The sequence below is a fragment of the Methylobacter arcticus genome, assembly GCF_050917435.1.
In the GTDB taxonomy this organism is placed as follows: Bacteria; Pseudomonadota; Gammaproteobacteria; order Methylococcales; family Methylomonadaceae; genus Methylobacter_A; species Methylobacter_A titanis.
In genome coordinates this window covers 3,175,502-3,192,898 of record NZ_CP159583.1, presented here as the reverse complement: position 1 = coordinate 3,192,898, position 17,397 = coordinate 3,175,502, and the positions used below count along the sequence as shown (strand labels likewise).

Sequence of the window (17,397 nt, the reverse complement as noted above, 5' to 3'; positions counted from 1 at the left end):
GACGATGACAGAAGAACAAGAACAGCTCATCCACGCCCTAAACGGTGCAGCCCAAGGCATCAGCGCCGCAGTAGAGCAAGAGACCATCACCCCCATACAGATCTACTGCCTACTCAAAACCCTGATCCAACAACTATCCGCAACCATCCACTAACCTCATCCTAAGCCGGGTCCCAAGCCCGGCACATTCACCGCTATAACCGCCAATTATCCCCACGCCAACCATTACGCCAACCTATCGATCCGCCCGCCTGAAAATCACTCCTCCTCACCCGCGCTGTTTTTGCGAAATTTTTTTTCACTGAAATGAATTTTGAAGCACGGGTTATCGCTAAAGCGGCGAAACAGCCGATTGCCGGAGGAATAGAGCGAAAAATTGAACCGGCATTTTTTGAACTGATACGGGGATTAATGGAGACTATCAACCGCCAATTATCGCCAAATTTTTATTTTGAAAATTGATTTTATGTTTAAAATCAATACTTTATATGGCGGAGAGAGAGGGATTCGAACCCTCGATACGTTGCCGTATACACACTTTCCAGGCGTGCGCCTTCGGCCGCTCGGCCATCTCTCCTGTTTTTTGCTTCCCGTAGATCACGGGAAGCCGAGTAGAATAATCGATATTGCGTTTTGACGCAATGATCTTTATCCGCCGCTTGCTTCGGTTTGCGCTTCCAGTTCATCCCACCGCTGGTAAACTTGCTCCAGTTTGGCATCTATCTGTTTAAGTTCGTCCAGAGTCTTGGCCGTGACAGCCTGATCTTTTTTATAGAACTCAGGCGCACTGATTTGCCGATTTAATTCGGCCTGCTTAGCTTCCAGTTCAGCAATCAGTTCCGGTAATTTGTCCAGTTCCTGCTGTTCTTTAAAGCTGAGCTTTTTTTTCGTTACTGTAGATGCAGCGGATTTTGCCGCAGGTTTTTCGGGCTTGCTTACCTTGGCAGGTTTGCGCTGCTTGGCCTGCTTAACATGGTTCATCCAATCAGTATAGCCGCCGACAAACTCATCGACTTCGCCTGTGCCGTCCAGTACAAAAACGCTGGTCACGACGTTGTCCAGAAAAGCCCGATCATGGCTCACCAGCAACAAGGTGCCGTCAAAGTCGACCAGTTTTTCTTCTAACAGCTCCAAGGTTTCCAAATCCAGGTCATTGGTCGGCTCATCCATGATGATCAGGTTGGAGGGTTTGGTAAATAACCGCGCCAGTAACAAGCGGTTTTTCTCGCCGCCCGACAAGCTTTTTACCGGTGAACGCGCTCTGGCCGGGGCAAACAGAAAATCCCCGAGATACGACATCACATGCCGCTGGTTACCGGCGATTTCGACAAACTCATTACCATCGGCGACAGTTTCGGCAACGGTCATGTTCGGGTCGAGTTGGTCGCGCAACTGGTCGAAGTAGGCGATTTCAAGCTTGGTGCCCTGTTCTACGGTACCGCTGTTGGGTTCCAATTGTTTTAGCAGTAATTTTAACAAGGTCGATTTACCGGCACCGTTAGGGCCGATCAGACCGATTTTGTCGCCGCGTTGAATCAGTGTGGAAAAATGCTTAACGATCTGTCTGTCCTCATAAGCAAAGCTGATGTCGTTGACCTCTATCACTTTTTTACCGGAGGCATCGCCTCTCTCCAGGGACATTTTACTGGTGCCTTGAGTGTTGCGGCGTTGGCTACGTTCGTCACGCAATTTTTCCAGCGCCCTGACTCGACCTTCATTACGGGTACGTCTGGCTTTTACACCCTGCCTGATCCAAACTTCTTCATCGGCGAGCTTCTTATCGAACTCGGCATTTTGATTGGCTTCGTCTTCTAGGGCTGCTGCTTTTCTGGCCAGATAATCGTCATAACTGCCTTGCCAGGACACTAAATTACCGCGATCCAGATCGACAATCCGGGTCGCCAGTTTTTGCAGGAAAGACCTGTCATGGGTCACAAACAATACCGCACCCTGAAAATTGAGCAGCTGGTCTTCGAGCCAGGTAATGCTTTCAAAGTCCAGATGGTTGGTCGGTTCATCCAGCAACAATACTTCCGGCTCTATCACCAAGGCTCTGGCCAAGGCCACGCGCCGTTTCCAGCCGCCGGATAAGCCGCTGATCTTTAATTCGCCGGGCAAATCCAGTTTGCTTAAGGTGGTTTCAACCCGTTGTTGAAAATGCCAGCCGTTATGGGTTTCGAGCTGGTGCTGCAGATCGCCCAATTCATTCAGGGCCTTGTCATCATCGTAGTCCATGGTTAACGACAGCGCGTGATAACGGGTAAGCCACTCGCCCAGCTCGCCCAAACCACCGGCAACGGCATCGTAAATGGTCGCGTCCTCAGGCAAATCCGGGGTTTGTTCCAACCAGGCCAATTTTAATTCCGGTTGCCGCCAGATATCGCCATGATCGGCCTGGATATTGCCGGCTATGATCTTCATCAAGGTTGATTTACCCTCGCCGTTGCGGCCTAGCAAGCCTACCCGTTCTCCGGCATCCAGCTGAAAGTCGGAGTTTTTCAATAAAGCGTGAGTTCCAAAAGCGATGGAAACATTGGTCAGTCGTAATAAGGGCATTTTAAAATTCTTTATGTTGTAAATAGCGTCGTAATAAATCCAGTGCCAGTAACGCCGCCTGATTTTGCTTGCGTTCGATAGGGCCTGCCACTGAATGGGTCGTTTGATGAGATCCATCTCCAGTCAGCAGTATATTATATAGAATAATGGCCTGGTCTTTATCGTGAAATGTTTTATCGTCCCCGGAGTAAAGCTGAACCAGCACAAATTCGGCGCTGCCGGTCTGGTATATTTCGCTGGCAATGGCCTGTGCGCTTGACGGCAAATCATCGGCATTAAGCGTAATCGCCAGGCTTTGTCCCAGCTTTTCCAGGGATTGCTGATAGCGGCTTTCCAACAGCCATTGAGCGCCTAGGCACTTGGCCGCCAACAAGCCCTGACTGGCGGTCTCCACCACGGCTAGCGTGTGTTTTCCGGCAGCCATCAGTTGGCCGACGGTAAAAGCCAGATCGCCGCTTGCCTGACCTAAGCCGTCAATGTCAAAAACATGAGCGCCCAGAGCAGCTGCAACTTTGTCGACCAAGGCGGTCATCGCTGCTTCAGGATAATTTTGAGGGAACAGCAGCTTGGTTTGCACATCGTCCGGACTGGCCCGAAAACCCAGGTAAACGTGATCCGGAAGTTCAATTGCGCCAATGCACTGTTGTATGGCCGACTCGCCGATGCCTAAGGTTCTGATGGTGATTAATCGATCAGGCTGCAATAAAAACCGGCTTGCCAGTGTGGGTTGGATCGATTCCAGAAATAAATGGCGCATTTCGCTAGGTACCCCGGGCACAAACGCAAACCAGCAGCGGCCGGCTTGCAAGGAAAAACCCGGCGCAGTACCCCAGGCATTGTCGATACGCTCGGCTCCCTTCGGGAACATCGCCTGTTTGCGGTTGGAGTCGGGCATTTCGCGGTTTCTTAGCGCAAAAAACCGTTTAATCTGCTCAAAGGCAACGGCGTCGTATTCCAGCGGCAGGTCGAACGCTTTGGCGACTGCCTCGGCAGTCAAATCATCGCTGGTAGGTCCCAGTCCGCCGGTGCAAATACAGCAATCTGCACGGATTGAAATTTCCCGCAGTAAGGCTATCAGGTCATCGAGTTTGTCGCCCACTGCGGTATGCCGGGTTACGGTCAATCCCATGTTGACGGCGTGTTCAGACAACCATGCCGCATTGGTATCGACGGTTTGCCCGGTAACGATTTCTGCGCCCTGGGAAAATATTTCTAACGTTGGGTCCATGTTCAAGGTTCAAGGCTAAATAAAAGTGCAAGGGTGCGCTGCACGCATCGCGCAAGATGAATCAACAAATTCTAGGCAACTGCTCCCCGCTCAGTAAATCCAGCACCCGGCTGATGCCCATTGCTGTTTTCAGGGTAACAGAGCCTTTCGAGTGAGTCGCTGTAACGGTGCCGATTTGACAGGCTTGTTTGCCCAATGGGTGCCGGTGCAACACGCTCAGGGTATGCGCGGCTTGCGCTTGGGGCACAAACAGCGCAAAACAGCCTTCGTTGGCGATGTACAGCGGATCAAAACCCAATATTTCACAGGCGCTACTGACATCCTGATGTATCGGCAATGCCGCTTCGTCGATTTCGAGTGCATGATGCGAGGTGACGGCCAGTTCTATCAGGCCGCTGGCCAGGCCGCCGCGCGTTAAATCGCGCATGCAGTGGATGTTAATGTCGGCTTGAATCAGATCCTGAACCAGGCCGGACAGGTCGGCGCAGTCGCTGGCTATGCTGCTGTCGAAATTCATGCCTTCGCGCTCCAGCATGATCGCGATGCCGTGCCGCGCTATGTCGCTGTTGAGGATGATGCTGTCGCCGACTTGAATTTGGGCAGGCGATACGCTGATGTTTTCGGCTATGAGGCCGATGCCGGCGGTGTTGATATAAACGCCGTCGCCGCTGCCGTGATCGACCACTTTGGTGTCGCCGGTCACGATCAACACCCCGGCCTGCTGCGCGGTGTGCTGCATGGATTCGACGATGCGTTGCAGGTCTCTGATCGCGAAACCTTCTTCAATAATCAGCGCACAACTCAGATATAACGGTAAGGCGCCGCTCATGGCCAAATCGTTCAGCGTCCCGCATACCGCCATCTTGCCGATGTCGCCGCCGGAAAAAAACAGCGGCTTGACCACATAGGAATCGGTGGTAAAGGCCAACTTGGAGCCGTTGACGGTTAGTACAGCGCTGTCGTGTTTCTGGTTTAGCAGGGGATTGCTAAATACCGGCTGGATGACGCTGTCCAGCAGTTGTTGCATCAGGCGGCCGCCGCCGCCATGAGCCATGACGATTTGTTCGTAGTGCAGGGGCAGGGGACAGTTCAGTTTTAAATCAGACATGTTGATGGCGACGGTAGCGGTAATAGGCGGCGCATGCGCCTTCGGAGGAAACCATGGTGGCGCCCAGCGGGTGCTCGGGTGTGCAAGTCGTGCCGAATTCTGCGCATTGCGCGGGCTTGATCAGGCCTTGCAGCACTTCGCCGCTACGGCAGGCGGCAGGTTCCTGGGTGTTAATGGCGGCGACCTCAAAACGCAGTTCAGCATTACAGTCGGCGTAGTCGGCATTGAGCGCCAGACCGCTAGCGGCGATTTCACCGAGGCCGCGCCAGCTTTGATTGACGACGTCGAACACTTGGCTTATCAGCTGTTGCGCGGGCTGATTGCCTTGTTCTTTGACCACGCGGCGGTATTCGTTTTCAACCTGATAACGCTTTTCTTCCAGTTGTTTGATGCACAGATACAGCCCGTGCAGAATATCGACCGGTTCAAAACCGGTGATCACGACAGGTATTTTATAGCGTGCGGACAGCGGCAAATATTCGTGGTAACCCATAATCGAGCAGACGTGGCCTGCGCCCAAAAAACCCTGCACCTGGTTGGCGGGCGAATCGAGCAGCGCCTGCATTACCGGCGGCACGCGGACGTGGCAAATCAGCAGCGAGAAGTTATTCAGTTTTTGCTGTTTGGCCTGGTAGGCGGCCAGGGCGGTGGTCGGGGCGGTGGTTTCAAAGCCCACGCCGAAGAATACCACCTGTTTATCGGGATTGATCTTAGCGATAGCCAACGCATCCAGCGGCGAATAAACGATGCGAATATCGGCGCCCTGCGCTTTCAGGCTGAGTAAATCATGATGCGAACCAGGGACGCGCAGCATGTCGCCGAAAGAACAGAAAATGACCTCAGGTTGCACGGCAATTGCCAGCGCCTTATCGATATAAGCCAGCGGCGTAACGCAAACCGGACAGCCGGGGCCGTGGATCAGGTTGATTTGATCGGGCAGCAGTTGATCGATGCCATACTTAATGATGCTATGAGTCTGACCGCCGCACACTTCCATGATGTTCCACGGCTGCGTGGTGATGGCTTTTATCGCGGCGGTTATTTTTTTTGCGGTTGCCGGGTCGCGAAATTCGTCCAGGTAGTTCATGCACGATTCTCCTGTCCAGCGCCTTGTGGTGTTCTGTTTGTTGTTCCAGGCAAATTTATCATAACGTACTCTCGAAATCCGCTAAATCCTGGAACGCCTGCAGGCTGGCCAGAGCTTCCGCTTCATCAAGAATCGACAGCGCGAAACCGGCATGAACGATCACATAATCGTTGATTTTGGCTTCGGGCACATAAGCCAGACTGATGTCCTTACTAATGCCGGAAAAGTTGATGCGTCCGGTACGCGCTAAAGGATCGCTGTGATCAGACAGGCTGGTAATTTGTCCGGGTATGGCCAGGCACATAAGTTATCCTATATATTTTGCGGCAAGCAACTGGCCGAGAGCCAATCCGCCGTCGTTAGGGGGTATGTTTTCGTGGCAGTATACCGCAAAGCCGTCGGATTTTAATCGTTTGGCGGCTTTTGTCGTGAGGTAAGCATTTTGGAAACAGCCGCCGCTTAGCAATACGGTTTTTTGCCCGGCCTGTCGGGCTATGGCCACTATAATTTCGGCCAAGGTATTGTGAAACTTGGCGGCAATTAACTCCACCGGGCTGTGAGATCTGTCTTCCAAAAGCTGTTCCAGGGTGATTTTCCAGTCGATAACGATGGGCGTTGTGTATTCGATGCGGAAATCATAATGTTGGTCGGATGCGCTTGATGTTGCGCTCATTTCCAGAGCCATTGCCGCTTGGCCTTCATGCTGATTGATATGGCATAGCCCCAGCAAGCTGGCAACCGCATCGAATAAGCGTCCGACGCTGCTGGTGCGCGGACAGTTGAGTTGGCGGCTTAAGGCAGGCCGCAATAATTTTAATTCTTGTGCGGAAAAAGGCAGGTCTTCGCGCTCAAAGACGCAGCTTCCAAAGGCTTCGTAGAGCAGTCCTAATGCGGCGCGCCGGGGTTCCTGCATGGCTTTATGTGCGCCGGGTAATGAAAACGGCGCAAAGTGGGCATAGCGCTCAAAGCCTTGGCTGTTAATCAGCAAAAATTCGCCGCCCCACAGGGTGTTGTCGGTACCCAGACCCGAACCGTCCCAGCAAATGCCCAGTGCGGGCGGTTCCAGGCCGTGTTCGGCCATGCAGGATAAGGCGTGGGCGTAATGGTGTTGCACTGGGTGGGTTTTCTGGCCTAAATTGGCGGCAAACAAGCTGCTGGCATAGCTGCTATGCAGATCGTGCATAATCCGGGTCGGGGTGATTTGATAAAATTTTTGCAAGTCGGTCAGCGTGGTATGGAATTGTTGTTGGGTCGCTTCGACATCAAGATCGCCAAGATGCTGGCTTAAGATAATATGCTTGCCATGACTGATGGCGATGGTGTTTTTTAACTGGCCGCCCACGGCCAGCGTTTCGGGCATGGCTGTCTTTAAGGTGAGCGGTAGCGGGGTGTAGCCTCTGGCTCTCCTCAATACGGTGATTTTGTCGTTGATGAGACGGACGACGGAATCATCAAGCGGACGCAAGATAGGGCGGTTATGGCTTAGGACATAATCGGCAATACCGGCAAGCCGGGTTAATGCCTGGTCTTCATTGATGCAAATGGGTTCGTTTTGGCGGTTGCCGCTGGTTGCGACCAGGGTGTGCAGGCCACTGTCTTTGTTCAGCAACAGGTGGTGTAGCGGCGAATAAGCCAACATGATGCCGAGTAGGTTGCTGCCGGGCGCTACGGCAGATGTGGGGGCGACTTCAGTCGCCTTTGGGCGAATAAATTCGCCCCCACAAGATTTGGCCTTTAACAACACAATAGGCGCAGCAGCAGAAGTCAGGGCTTGTTGTTCAAGGTCGTTGATTATGCAAAGCTGCTGTGCTGTTGCCAAATCGGCGACCATCAGCGCAAAGGGTTTTTGTGGGCGATGTTTGCGTAATCTCAGGCGTTCGACGGCTTGCTGGTTGGTTGCATCGACCAGTAATTGATAGCCGCCGATGCCTTTAATGGCGACGATTTTTCCGGCTCGTAATTGTTGGATTGCGGCGATTAAAGCGTCGTGTTTTTCGGCTAAAAGATTTCCGGATTCGCCGAGTAGGTTTAGGCTCGGGCCGCACTCCGGGCAGGCGATGGTTTGAGCGTGGTAGCGCCGGTTGTCTATATTTTGGTAATCCCGGCCACAGTCGCTACAGGTGATGAATGCCGCCATGCTGGTTTGGCTGCGGTCGTAAGGCTGGCGGATCATGATGCTGTAGCGTGGCCCGCAATGACAACAGCTGGTAAATGGATAGTGATAGTAGCGGCTGGCCGGGTCGAAAATATCGCGGATGCAATCCGGGCAGGTGGCTATGTCGGGCAAGACAAAGGCGGATTGTTCGCCATCACTGGTGCTGGCTGTAATCTGAAAATTATCGAAGTCGGCCAGAGGTTCGCTGGTTATGGTTATTGATTCTATTTTTGCATGAGGCGGCAGTCGATTATTCAGGCTGTCAATAAAGTCCTGCTGTTGTTTGGGTAGGCCTTCAATGTCTACGGTTACTCCGCCGTTGGTGTTGGCAATCGAGCCTTTTTGTTGGTGTTGCCTGGCAAGACGAACAATAAATGGGCGAAAGCCAAGTCCCTGAACGAAGCCTTTGATATTGATTTTTAAATGTTCTTTGTTGATGCTAAAGCCTTTTGCCTGTGGGGTGACCCGTGTTTTTAGCTGTCACTAAAACAGTAGACGGTATATAATTTCATGGCTTTATCCTGGAGTAGCATAAAATTCCACAGTTAAGAGCGAGGATGTAAGCGGATCAATTCGCTGCTATCGATATGTCGTTGTCTCAAATCATTCCCTAATGCTAGGATAAAAATAGAAGTGAAGGTTTGTTTCTGTTTCTGCGAAAACCAGGCTGTGGCAGTAAAATCTTAAAAATAAAAGTATATCAGTAAAGAACCGTAGGATATACGGGGTTAGTCTGTGAAGTGAGCAATGCCGTCATGTTGCCAGCAGCAGAAACCAGTGAGTAGTAGCAATGCACACTCACTCCTGAGTAACATCAGGAATCCCTTTTCTTTAGGTGGGGGAGGATGTCAATCAATCATTTACTAAATTCATACCGGAAAAAAACATGCTGGGTAAGTTGGTTAGATTTGTTATAGGGAGCCGTAACGACAGGCTGATAAAGAAGAAAAGAGCAGTGGTCAAAAAGATCAATGCCTTGGCTTCTGAGTACGAAAAATTATCTGATGATGCCTTAAAGGCAAAAACTCAGGAGTTTCGTGATCGCTTAGCGCAAGGTGAAAAGCTGGACAATCTGCTTCCAGAAGCATTTGCGACAGTCAGGGAAGCGTCGACCAGAGTCTTTGGTATGCGCCATTTCGATGTGCAATTGATCGGCGGCATGATCCTTGACGACGGTAAAATTGCCGAAATGAAAACGGGGGAAGGTAAAACCCTGATGTCTACTTTGTCGGCCTATCTAAATGCCTTACCAGGACGCGGCGTACATGTTGTTACCGTTAATGATTATTTGGCCAAGCGCGATTCCGAATGGATGGGCAAGCTATACAGCTTTCTGGGCTTGACTACCGGTGTGATTATCAGTCAGATGGAAAGCGACGAGCGGCGTAAAGCCTACGCGTCAGACATCACTTATGGCACCAACAACGAATTCGGTTTTGATTATCTGCGCGACAATATGGCTTTTAGTCTTGAGCAGAAAGTCCAGCGGGATTTAAGCTTTGCTATTATTGATGAGGTCGATTCGATTCTTATCGATGAGGCGAGAACCCCATTGATTATCTCCGGACCTACCGAAGAAAGCACTGAAATATATATCAAAATCAACGAGATCATCCCGTTCCTGACCAAGCAGGAAAAAGAGGGCGAACCGGGCGATTATTCGGTTGATGAAAAAGTACGCCAGTTGTATCTGACCGAAGCAGGCCACGAACGGATTGAGAGTTTAATGGTCGAACATGGTTTGATGGCGGAAGGCAGTAGTTTGTATGATGCGACCAATATTCGCCTGATGCACTACATTAATGCCTCATTGCGCGGACATGTGTTATTCAGAAAAGATGTTGATTATATCGTTGCCAATGATGAAGTCGTTATCGTTGATGAATTTACCGGTCGGATCATGCCGGGACGGCGTTGGTCGGAGGGCTTGCATCAGGCGATTGAAGCCAAAGAGCATGTCTCCATTCAAAATGAAAACCAGACCCTGGCCTCGATTACTTTCCAGAACTATTTTCGCTTGTACGAAAAACTGTCTGGCATGACCGGTACTGCAGATACCGAAGCGTTCGAATTGAACAAGATTTACGGTCTTGAAGTTGTCGTTATTCCTACGCATCGCAACATGATTCGTAAGGATTTGGGCGACGTAGTGTTTTTGACTACCGACGAGAAATATGTCGCCGTTGCCGATGATATTAAAGACTGCGTTAGTCGTGGACAACCGGTGTTGGTAGGAACCACGTCGATTGAAAACTCCGAGCGACTGTCTGCGTTATTGAACAAGCAAGGCATTAAACACGAAGTGCTTAACGCCAAACAACACGAGCGCGAAGCTCATATCATCGAACAAGCCGGTATGCCGGGAGCGGTCACTATCGCCACCAACATGGCCGGACGGGGTACCGATATTGTACTCGGCGGCAATCTGGAAGCGGAATTGGCGGCATTGGGAGAGGATGCCGGTGACGCCGATAAAGAACGGGTGCGTGGCGCTTGGTTGGACAGGCACGAGCAAGTTATCGCCACCGGCGGTTTGCATGTGATCGGTTCGGAGCGTCATGAATCGCGTCGTATAGACAACCAGTTAAGAGGCCGTTCGGGTCGTCAGGGCGATCCCGGTTCAACCCGCTTCTACCTGTCGCTGCAAGATGATTTGATGCGTATTTTTGCATCGGATCGGGTGGCCGGTTTAATGCAGAAATTAGGCATGGGCAATGGCGAAGCCATTGAGCATCCTTGGGTAACCCGTTCTATCGAAAGCGCTCAGCGTAAGGTTGAGGGTCGTAACTTCGATGTGCGTAAAGAAATCCTGGCCTATGATGATGTCGCCAATGATCAGCGCAAGGTGGTTTACGCGCAGCGTAATGAGCTGATGGCGGCAGAGGAAATCTCCAGTATCATCACTGCGATACGCGAAGATGTGGTCAATAATGTGATTACCCAGTATATCTCGCCAAAAACTATGGTCGAACAGTGGGATACCAAGGGGCTGGAAGATCATTTGCATCAGGAATTCAATGTTGAAATCCCCGTGCGTAAAATGCTGGCTGAAGATCACGCCTTGCATGAAGATTCTTTACGTAAGCGTATTATCGATGTTTTAGAGCAAAGTCATAAAGACAAAGAGCAGCAGATGTCTAAAGACGTGATGCAACACTTTGAGAAGTCGGTGATGTTGCAAGTGTTGGATAATAGCTGGAAAGAGCATCTGGCGGCGATGGATTATTTGCGTCAGGGTATACATTTTAGAGGTTATGCGCAAAAAGATCCTAAGCAGGAATACAAGCGCGAAGCATTTGAGATGTTTACCAGTCTGCTTGAACATCTCAAGTATGAAGTGATAGGAATTTTATTTAAAGTTCAGATCAGACAGGAAGAAGATGTTCAGGCTATTGATGAGCAAATGCAAGTACCCAAAGAAATGCATTTTGAGCATGCACCGGCGCCTGCTTTGGATGCTTATGAGCAGTCGTTGCTTGCTGAACCTGAACAGGAAGATGTCGCTGCTACAGAGCAGCCATTTATCAGGGATGGCAATAAAGTGGGTCGTAATGATCCTTGTCCTTGCGGTTCAGGCAAGAAGTTTAAGCAGTGTCACGGCAAGTTAAGTTGATTTGATTTAGATGCGGAGTTAACGCGCATCGCGAAGCTTGGTATGACGTTTTTGAAAATCCAAAGCCAGCTTTACCTACATCCATGTAGGTAAAGCTGGCTTTGGTCGTTGTGCCGTTTTTCTAACGACTGAGTGTTCATCCATATCTACGCCGACCTGTTTCAAAACAAGTTTTCTATCGATCTTTCGGCAGCATGATCGTAACTCTTTGTCGAGTCGTTCGATCTGAAGCTAGTGGGTACATGATCTGCTTGAAAGAACTCCCATATGCCATCGCTATTATTGGATGTGGTTAACAGGCCGGTCTTGGGGCTTATAAAAGCCTTGACTATGCCCGTCGGCACTTCAAGAGGGTTTTCCGCTGTGTCTTTCAGCGCCGTCCTCATAAAATCAACCCACATCGGTAATGCAGTGACGCCGCCTGTTTCACGATTTCCCAGTGGCGAGAAATCATCAAATCCAACCCACGCAATGGCTACATTGGACTGCGTATAGCCGTTAAACCAGGCATCCCGCTGTTCATTTGTCGTGCCTGTTTTTCCGGCAAGATCCTGTCTACCCAGTACTTTAGCGCCTGTTGCCGTGCCGTGTTGAACGACATCTCTTAATAACGAATTCATCAGAAAACAAATTTGCGGGGTAATAATCCGGGGTGCGTAGTTGCGGTTTAATTCCTGGTTGCTATCGCAACTAGGGCAGGCAGTTTTAGGCTTAGCCTGATAAATAATTTCACCCTCGTTGGATTCAATGCGTTCAATAAAGTAGGGTTTGATCAGGAAGCCGCCATTGGCAAAGGTAGCGTAAAGCCTGGCCATTTGTAGCGGGGATGCGTAACCGCTACCTAATGCCAGGGATAACGTTTTAGGTATTTGCTGTTCAGTAAAGCCAAAGCGCAATGCCGTTGTAACGGCTTTTTCAACGCCCATTTCTTTTAACAGGCGAATGGAAATAATGTTTCTTGAGTGGGTTAACGCCGACCTAATGCTGGTTGGGCCATAGAATCGTTTACTGTAGTTTTCGGGTCGCCACTCGTTTTCCTTGCCGGGATTGTCGATGATCGGTGCGTCGTTAATAAGGCTGGCAGCGGTGTAGCCTTGTTCCAGAGCCGTGGTGTAAATAATCGGCTTAAAGCCTGACCCAGGCTGTCTTTTTGATTGAGTAACGCGATTGTATTTGTTGCGAAAAAAATCGAAACCACCGGTTAATGCTAAAATGGCACCATTGGATGGATCTAATGAAACAAATGCGCCTTCCGTCTCGGGTATTTGTGTTAAAGCCCACGTATTATTTTGAAGTTGACGAATACGGGTAATATCGCCGACTTGTAGGGGCGGCCGACCGGTTGTCCCTACTGCCCATTTTATGTTTTCCTTCGGTATTTCAATAAGGGTGTTATTTTGAAGTCTAACGGTTGGCAGATTATTTTTTACGCCTATTACGGTAGCGGGTAAGGTATCGCCAATAACAGGTAATTCGCTGAAATTACCGTCTTTGTTAATGCTTGAATGGCGGTATCCGTGGCGTTCATCATAGGCGTGTAAAGTATCGGTAAGTGCCTGATTTGCCGTTGTTTGCAGCGCTCCGCTTAGGGTTGTATAGACTTTGAATCCAGAGGTGTAGGCTTGCTCGCCATAGAGCTCGAAAATTTTTTGTCGCACCATTTCAGCTAAATAAGGTGCTGAAATTTCAGGGGAAATCGATTGCAACCTTGCGCTGGAGGGTTGCCGGGATGCATTCTCATAGTCCCGTTGAGTAATGTGGTTAAGTTCAAGCATGCGCTGCAGGACATAATTACGCCTTTCAATAGCTCGTGTCTCATTAGTGATGGGGTTGTATAGGGAAGGTGCTTTAGGCAGGCCGGCAATCATCGCGTGTTCGGCCAAGCTAAGCTCAGATAACGGTTTGCCGTAATAAGTTTGAGCGGCGGCATCAATACCATAGGCTCTGTGCCCCATAAATATTTGATTTAAATAGAGTTCAAGAATTTTTTCTTTCGGATATTCCTGTTCTATTTTTAACGCCAGCATGATTTCTTTTAGCTTGCGAGTGTAAGTTTTTTCATTGCTCAACAGGAAGTTTCGGGTAACTTGCATGGTGATAGTGCTGCCTCCCTGTTTTTTCTTGCCGGTTAAGGCGAGTTGCAGACCAGCTCGAAGCAAGCCTTTAAAGTCGACGCCGGGGTGCTGATAAAAACTGTCATCTTCTGCGGCAATGAAGGCGTTAATCAGTTGCTGAGGAACGTCTTCTATATTAATCGGTGTGCGTTTCTTTTCGCCAAATTGGGCAATCAGCAGATTATCTTTGGTGTAAATGCTTAAAGGTATCTGATATTTAACATTATGCAGGGTCTTAATATCAGGTAGGTCGACTGAAAGCTTGTTGTATAAAAAATAGCCTGAAATGGCAGCGGATAACGTGATGGTCATAAAAAAAATAACTAACCATTTTAAAATTTTAGCCACAAGTGATCCTGGGAAACGGTAAGGGCAAAGATAAAAAAGTCGTCCCTTACAGTGTTTTTGCTGGAGCTGAAAATAACAGGTCGAACAAATAAATCAAACATTTTAAGCATCAAAATAAAAAAGGCTACTATACTTTCGCCGGTAAATAAGGTTTGTAAATGTTAATTATAGCCGACGACTGCATGGATGCAGGAGCTAGAGCAACGCAGGAGCAGTTGCCGAGAGTAATGCATTGAGTAGCGTAGCGTTGCTCCATAGGTCGGTTTTGCAAACAGATCGGTCACAATTGATTGCAGTAGGTATCAAGTTTTTCAAGGGTTATTTCATGAGTTGGTTTAGTCAGAAACAGAGTGCTGTTCTTGGTATTGATATCAGTACAGCGGCTATAAAGTTACTCGAGTTGAGCAAGGTCGGTGCTCGTTATCGGGTTGAGAGTTATGCAGTAGCGCCTCTGCCGCAAGACGCGGTTATTGATAAAAATATAGCAAACATCGACGTGATAGCCGATGCGATAAGAATTGCGTTAAAGCAATCCGGGTCAAAGCTAAAGCAAGCGTCAGTTGCTGTTGCAGGATCATCAGTGATGACCAAGGTTATCCCGATGCCTGCTTCATTAACCGATGATGAAATGGAAGAGCAAATTATGGTTGAGGCAGATCAGTATGTGCCCTATTCGCTTGATGAGGTTAATTTCGATTTTGAAGTGCAGGGCGAAAATGAAAGCAACCCGGAAATGGTCAATGTGCTGCTTGCGGCATCGAGAAAAGAAATTATTGATGATCGTGTTGAAGCGTTGGCGAAAGCGGGTCTAAAGGCCAAAATTGTCGATGTTGAAGCCTTTGCGATGGAGAACGCCTTTGCCTTGTTGATTGACCAATTGCCTGATGACGTAGAAAGCCAAACGGTTGCCATCGTAGATATCGGGGCAACCATGACCGCTTTAAATGTTTTATATAATTGTCGTACCGTGTACACGAGAGAACAGGGTTTTGGTGGCAAGCAGTTGACTGAAGAAATTCAGCGCCGTTACGGATTGACTTATGAAGAGGCGGGCTTGGCAAAAAAGCTGGGCGGACTGCCGGACAATTATACCGTTGATGTCCTTGATCCGTTTAAGCGCGCAATGGTTCAGCAAATTCAGCGGTCGATACAATTTTTTGTGTCATCAAGCGCCAATAGACATATCGATAGTCTTATTCTGGCGGGCGGTTGTGCAACCATACCGGGCATCGACAAGTTGGTTCAACAGGCGATGGGGGTTCCTGCCGTCATCGCTAATCCTTTTATCAACATGGCTTTATCCAACAAGGTAAGACCCCAGGCATTGAGCAATGATGCTTCGGCAATGATGATTGCCTGTGGGCTAGCATTGAGGAGCTTTGATTAATGGCAAAAATCAATTTACTCCCCTGGCGTGAAGAGCTTCGGGCGCAGAAAAAGCAAGATTTTATCAATGCTATTGGCGTGGCTGTTTTGTGTACAGTGATTATATTTGCCGGCGTGCATCTGTATATCGAGGGGCTAAAGGCCTATCAGGAACAAAGAAATAAAGTCATACAGGATGAAATAGCGCTATTGGATATAAAAATTGCTCAAATTAAAACGATTGAGGAACAGAAAGCTAAGTTGCTGACCAAAATAGAATTGATTCAGAAGCTACAGGAAAGCCGTCCGGAGATTGTGCATTTGTTTGATGAGCTGCCCAGGGTTACGCCTGATGGGGTTTTTCTGACCAAATTTACTCAAGTGGGTGCAGAGCTGACTTTTGAGGGCAAGTCGCAATCGAATGCACGTGTTTCTGCATTCATGAGCGCCATTGAATCTTCAGCTTGGTTGAAAATCCCGATGCTTGATGTGATTAAGTCGGTCAGTAAAGTGACTCCTGAACAGTTAAGCGATTTTACTCTGCATGCCCGGCAGGGTAATCAAAATGCCCAGAGCCCAGTTGGGGGTAACTAATGAATCTGTCAGACATTAATTGGGATCCTAATGAGGCTGGGACTTGGCCGTTACCCATTAAAGCGGCAACGATTGTGGTGATATGCATTCTGGTTTTCGGTGCGGGCGTTTACTATGACACGCTTGACCAGTTGGCGGCGCTTGATGTTTCCGAACAAAAAGAGCTGGACTTAAAGCAGTCATTTGAGGTGAAACAAAAAAAATCAATCAACCTGCAAGATTACCAGGATCAATTGGCGCAAATTGAAATACAGCTGGAAGATATGATTCGGCAAATGCCGACCGAAGAAGAAGTGGCAAGCCTGCTGATTGATATTTCCAAGACCGGCTTAGCGAGCGGGCTTGAATTCAGGTTATTCAAGCCCGGCACTCCAATTCGTAAAGACTTTTACTCGGAACTGCCTATCAATATTGAAGTTATTGGTAAATATGAAGCGCTGGGTTTATTTGTGAGTGGTTTGGCCTCGTTGCCTCGCATCGTTACCGTACATGATGTCAGCATTATTCCGGAAAGTAAGGAAGGGAAAATGAGGATGGCTGCAACGGTAAAAACCTATAACGAAGGTGATGACGAAACCGTAAAAACAGTGACCAAGAAGAAAAGGGGTCAAAAGTAATGGAATACGACAAGTTACTGTGGGCGCGAATTTATTCGCGCTTTTTAGCACCTATCGCGCGAATAAATTCGCGTCCACACTTGCAGGTCAGTTGCGTGTTTTTTATGGCTTTACTGGCAGGTTGCGGCAATGATGATTTTTCGGATTTAAATCGGTATATCTCAGAAGTTAAGGCCAGGCCTAAACAACCGATTAAATCCTTGCCTGAAATCAAAGTGATTGAACCTTTTATTTTTAAACCAGAAGGTCTGCGCGATCCATTTAGGCCGCTGGAGCAGCCTGAACAGACTGAAGGCGTGGATGTGTCAACAGGTAACGGTATAAAGCCGGATACCACCCGGCGTAAAGAAGAATTGGAATCGTTTCCTCTGGATGGCTTAAAAATGGTGGGCACTATCGATATGAGGTCGACTTTGTGGGGATTGGTAAAAGCAAGCGAGGGCACAATTTATCGCGTCAAGGTAGGGCATTATATGGGCAAAAATCATGGCAAAATCATACGAATAGTCAGCGATAAAATTGAATTGATGGAAATAGTCCCTGATAAACCGGGAACATGGCGTGAACAACCCGTTTCAATAGCGTTGACAGAGCAATGAAAAAGGATAAAAA

14 protein-coding genes and 1 tRNA gene are annotated in these 17,397 nt (G+C 48.9%); 7 read left to right on the top strand and 8 right to left on the bottom strand.

What is annotated here, in order from left to right; translation table 11 throughout:
• Window positions 1-4 precede the first annotated feature (4 nt).
• Both ABXJ76_RS15180 and ABXJ76_RS15175 read left to right on the top strand, forming a co-directional pair.
• Window positions 5-154, top strand: a complete 150-nt coding sequence (locus ABXJ76_RS15180) for a hypothetical protein (RefSeq protein ID WP_432741617.1) — start codon at window positions 5-7, stop codon at window positions 152-154.
• Between the two features lie 152 nt (window positions 155-306).
• On the top strand, window positions 307-462 hold the full coding sequence (locus ABXJ76_RS15175; RefSeq protein WP_432741615.1) for a hypothetical protein: 156 nt from the start codon (window positions 307-309) through the stop codon (window positions 460-462).
• A gap of 27 nt (window positions 463-489) precedes the next feature.
• Here ABXJ76_RS15175 and ABXJ76_RS15170 read toward each other — a convergent pair.
• The 7 genes from ABXJ76_RS15170 to hypF form a co-directional block, all read right to left on the bottom strand.
• Window positions 490-577: transfer RNA gene (locus ABXJ76_RS15170), tRNA-Ser, on the bottom strand.
• 71 nt (window positions 578-648) lie between these two features.
• A complete protein-coding gene (locus tag ABXJ76_RS15165; RefSeq protein ID WP_432741613.1) occupies window positions 649-2,556 on the bottom strand; it encodes an ATP-binding cassette domain-containing protein in 1,908 nt (635 codons plus the stop codon).
• 1 nt (window position 2,557) lies between these two features.
• Window positions 2,558-3,784, bottom strand: a complete 1,227-nt coding sequence (locus tag ABXJ76_RS15160; protein ID WP_432741611.1) for a competence/damage-inducible protein A — start codon at window positions 3,782-3,784, stop codon at window positions 2,558-2,560.
• A 61-nt stretch (window positions 3,785-3,845) separates the two neighbouring features.
• Window positions 3,846-4,892: a hydrogenase expression/formation protein HypE gene (gene hypE, locus ABXJ76_RS15155; protein ID WP_432741609.1), complete on the bottom strand. Its 1,047-nt coding sequence runs from the start codon at window positions 4,890-4,892 to the stop codon at window positions 3,846-3,848.
• Window positions 4,885-5,979: a hydrogenase formation protein HypD gene (hypD, locus tag ABXJ76_RS15150; protein ID WP_432741607.1), complete on the bottom strand. Its 1,095-nt coding sequence runs from the start codon at window positions 5,977-5,979 to the stop codon at window positions 4,885-4,887. Before hypD ends, hypE begins: the two co-directional genes overlap by 8 nt.
• A gap of 58 nt (window positions 5,980-6,037) precedes the next feature.
• Complete coding sequence (locus ABXJ76_RS15145) at window positions 6,038-6,283, bottom strand: HypC/HybG/HupF family hydrogenase formation chaperone (RefSeq protein WP_432741606.1); 246 nt, start codon at window positions 6,281-6,283, stop codon at window positions 6,038-6,040.
• Between the two features lie 3 nt (window positions 6,284-6,286).
• Window positions 6,287-8,506, bottom strand: coding sequence for a carbamoyltransferase HypF (hypF, locus tag ABXJ76_RS15140; protein ID WP_432746542.1), 2,220 nt, complete (start codon window positions 8,504-8,506; stop codon window positions 6,287-6,289).
• 514 nt (window positions 8,507-9,020) lie between these two features.
• On the opposite strand from hypF, the gene secA reads away from it, so the two are divergent.
• Complete coding sequence (gene secA, locus ABXJ76_RS15135) at window positions 9,021-11,747, top strand: preprotein translocase subunit SecA (RefSeq protein WP_432741604.1); 2,727 nt, start codon at window positions 9,021-9,023, stop codon at window positions 11,745-11,747.
• A gap of 161 nt (window positions 11,748-11,908) precedes the next feature.
• Here secA and ABXJ76_RS15130 read toward each other — a convergent pair whose 3' ends face one another.
• Window positions 11,909-14,209, bottom strand: coding sequence for a penicillin-binding protein 1A (locus tag ABXJ76_RS15130; protein WP_432741602.1), 2,301 nt, complete (start codon window positions 14,207-14,209; stop codon window positions 11,909-11,911).
• Between the two features lie 325 nt (window positions 14,210-14,534).
• Between ABXJ76_RS15130 and ABXJ76_RS15125 the strand changes: the two genes are divergently transcribed.
• From ABXJ76_RS15125 to ABXJ76_RS15110, 4 genes are all read left to right on the top strand, one after another.
• Window positions 14,535-15,596 (top strand): pilus assembly protein PilM, encoded by a 1,062-nt coding sequence (locus ABXJ76_RS15125; protein ID WP_432741600.1) that lies wholly within the window; start codon window positions 14,535-14,537, stop codon window positions 15,594-15,596.
• Window positions 15,596-16,168, top strand: a complete 573-nt coding sequence (locus ABXJ76_RS15120; protein WP_432741598.1) for a PilN domain-containing protein — start codon at window positions 15,596-15,598, stop codon at window positions 16,166-16,168. The genes ABXJ76_RS15125 and ABXJ76_RS15120 overlap by 1 nt, the downstream gene beginning before the upstream one ends.
• Window positions 16,168-16,785 (top strand): type 4a pilus biogenesis protein PilO, encoded by a 618-nt coding sequence (locus ABXJ76_RS15115; RefSeq protein WP_432741596.1) that lies wholly within the window; start codon window positions 16,168-16,170, stop codon window positions 16,783-16,785. Before ABXJ76_RS15120 ends, ABXJ76_RS15115 begins: the two co-directional genes overlap by 1 nt.
• A 104-nt stretch (window positions 16,786-16,889) precedes the next feature.
• Complete coding sequence (locus tag ABXJ76_RS15110) at window positions 16,890-17,384, top strand: pilus assembly protein PilP (protein ID WP_432746540.1); 495 nt, start codon at window positions 16,890-16,892, stop codon at window positions 17,382-17,384.
• Window positions 17,385-17,397 lie beyond the last annotated feature (13 nt).

What these genes read in the sequence shown, in the direction of transcription:
- ABXJ76_RS15125 (WP_432741600.1), top strand. Translation starts at nt 14,535, where the DNA reads ATGAGTTGGTTTAGTCAGAAACAGAGTGCTGTTCTTGGTATTGATATC.
- ABXJ76_RS15145 (WP_432741606.1), bottom strand. Translation starts at nt 6,283, where the DNA reads ATGTGCCTGGCCATACCCGGACAAATTACCAGCCTGTCTGATCACAGC.
- ABXJ76_RS15160 (WP_432741611.1), bottom strand. Translation starts at nt 3,784, where the DNA reads ATGGACCCAACGTTAGAAATATTTTCCCAGGGCGCAGAAATCGTTACC.
- ABXJ76_RS15115 (WP_432741596.1), top strand. Translation starts at nt 16,168, where the DNA reads ATGAATCTGTCAGACATTAATTGGGATCCTAATGAGGCTGGGACTTGG.
- ABXJ76_RS15120 (WP_432741598.1), top strand. Translation starts at nt 15,596, where the DNA reads ATGGCAAAAATCAATTTACTCCCCTGGCGTGAAGAGCTTCGGGCGCAG.
- ABXJ76_RS15110 (WP_432746540.1), top strand. Translation starts at nt 16,890, where the DNA reads ATGGCTTTACTGGCAGGTTGCGGCAATGATGATTTTTCGGATTTAAAT.
- secA (WP_432741604.1), top strand. Translation starts at nt 9,021, where the DNA reads ATGCTGGGTAAGTTGGTTAGATTTGTTATAGGGAGCCGTAACGACAGG.
- hypE (WP_432741609.1), bottom strand. Translation starts at nt 4,892, where the DNA reads ATGTCTGATTTAAAACTGAACTGTCCCCTGCCCCTGCACTACGAACAA.
- hypD (WP_432741607.1), bottom strand. Translation starts at nt 5,979, where the DNA reads ATGAACTACCTGGACGAATTTCGCGACCCGGCAACCGCAAAAAAAATA.
- ABXJ76_RS15175 (WP_432741615.1), top strand. Translation starts at nt 307, where the DNA reads ATGAATTTTGAAGCACGGGTTATCGCTAAAGCGGCGAAACAGCCGATT.
- ABXJ76_RS15165 (WP_432741613.1), bottom strand. Translation starts at nt 2,556, where the DNA reads ATGCCCTTATTACGACTGACCAATGTTTCCATCGCTTTTGGAACTCAC.
- ABXJ76_RS15180 (WP_432741617.1), top strand. Translation starts at nt 5, where the DNA reads ATGACAGAAGAACAAGAACAGCTCATCCACGCCCTAAACGGTGCAGCC.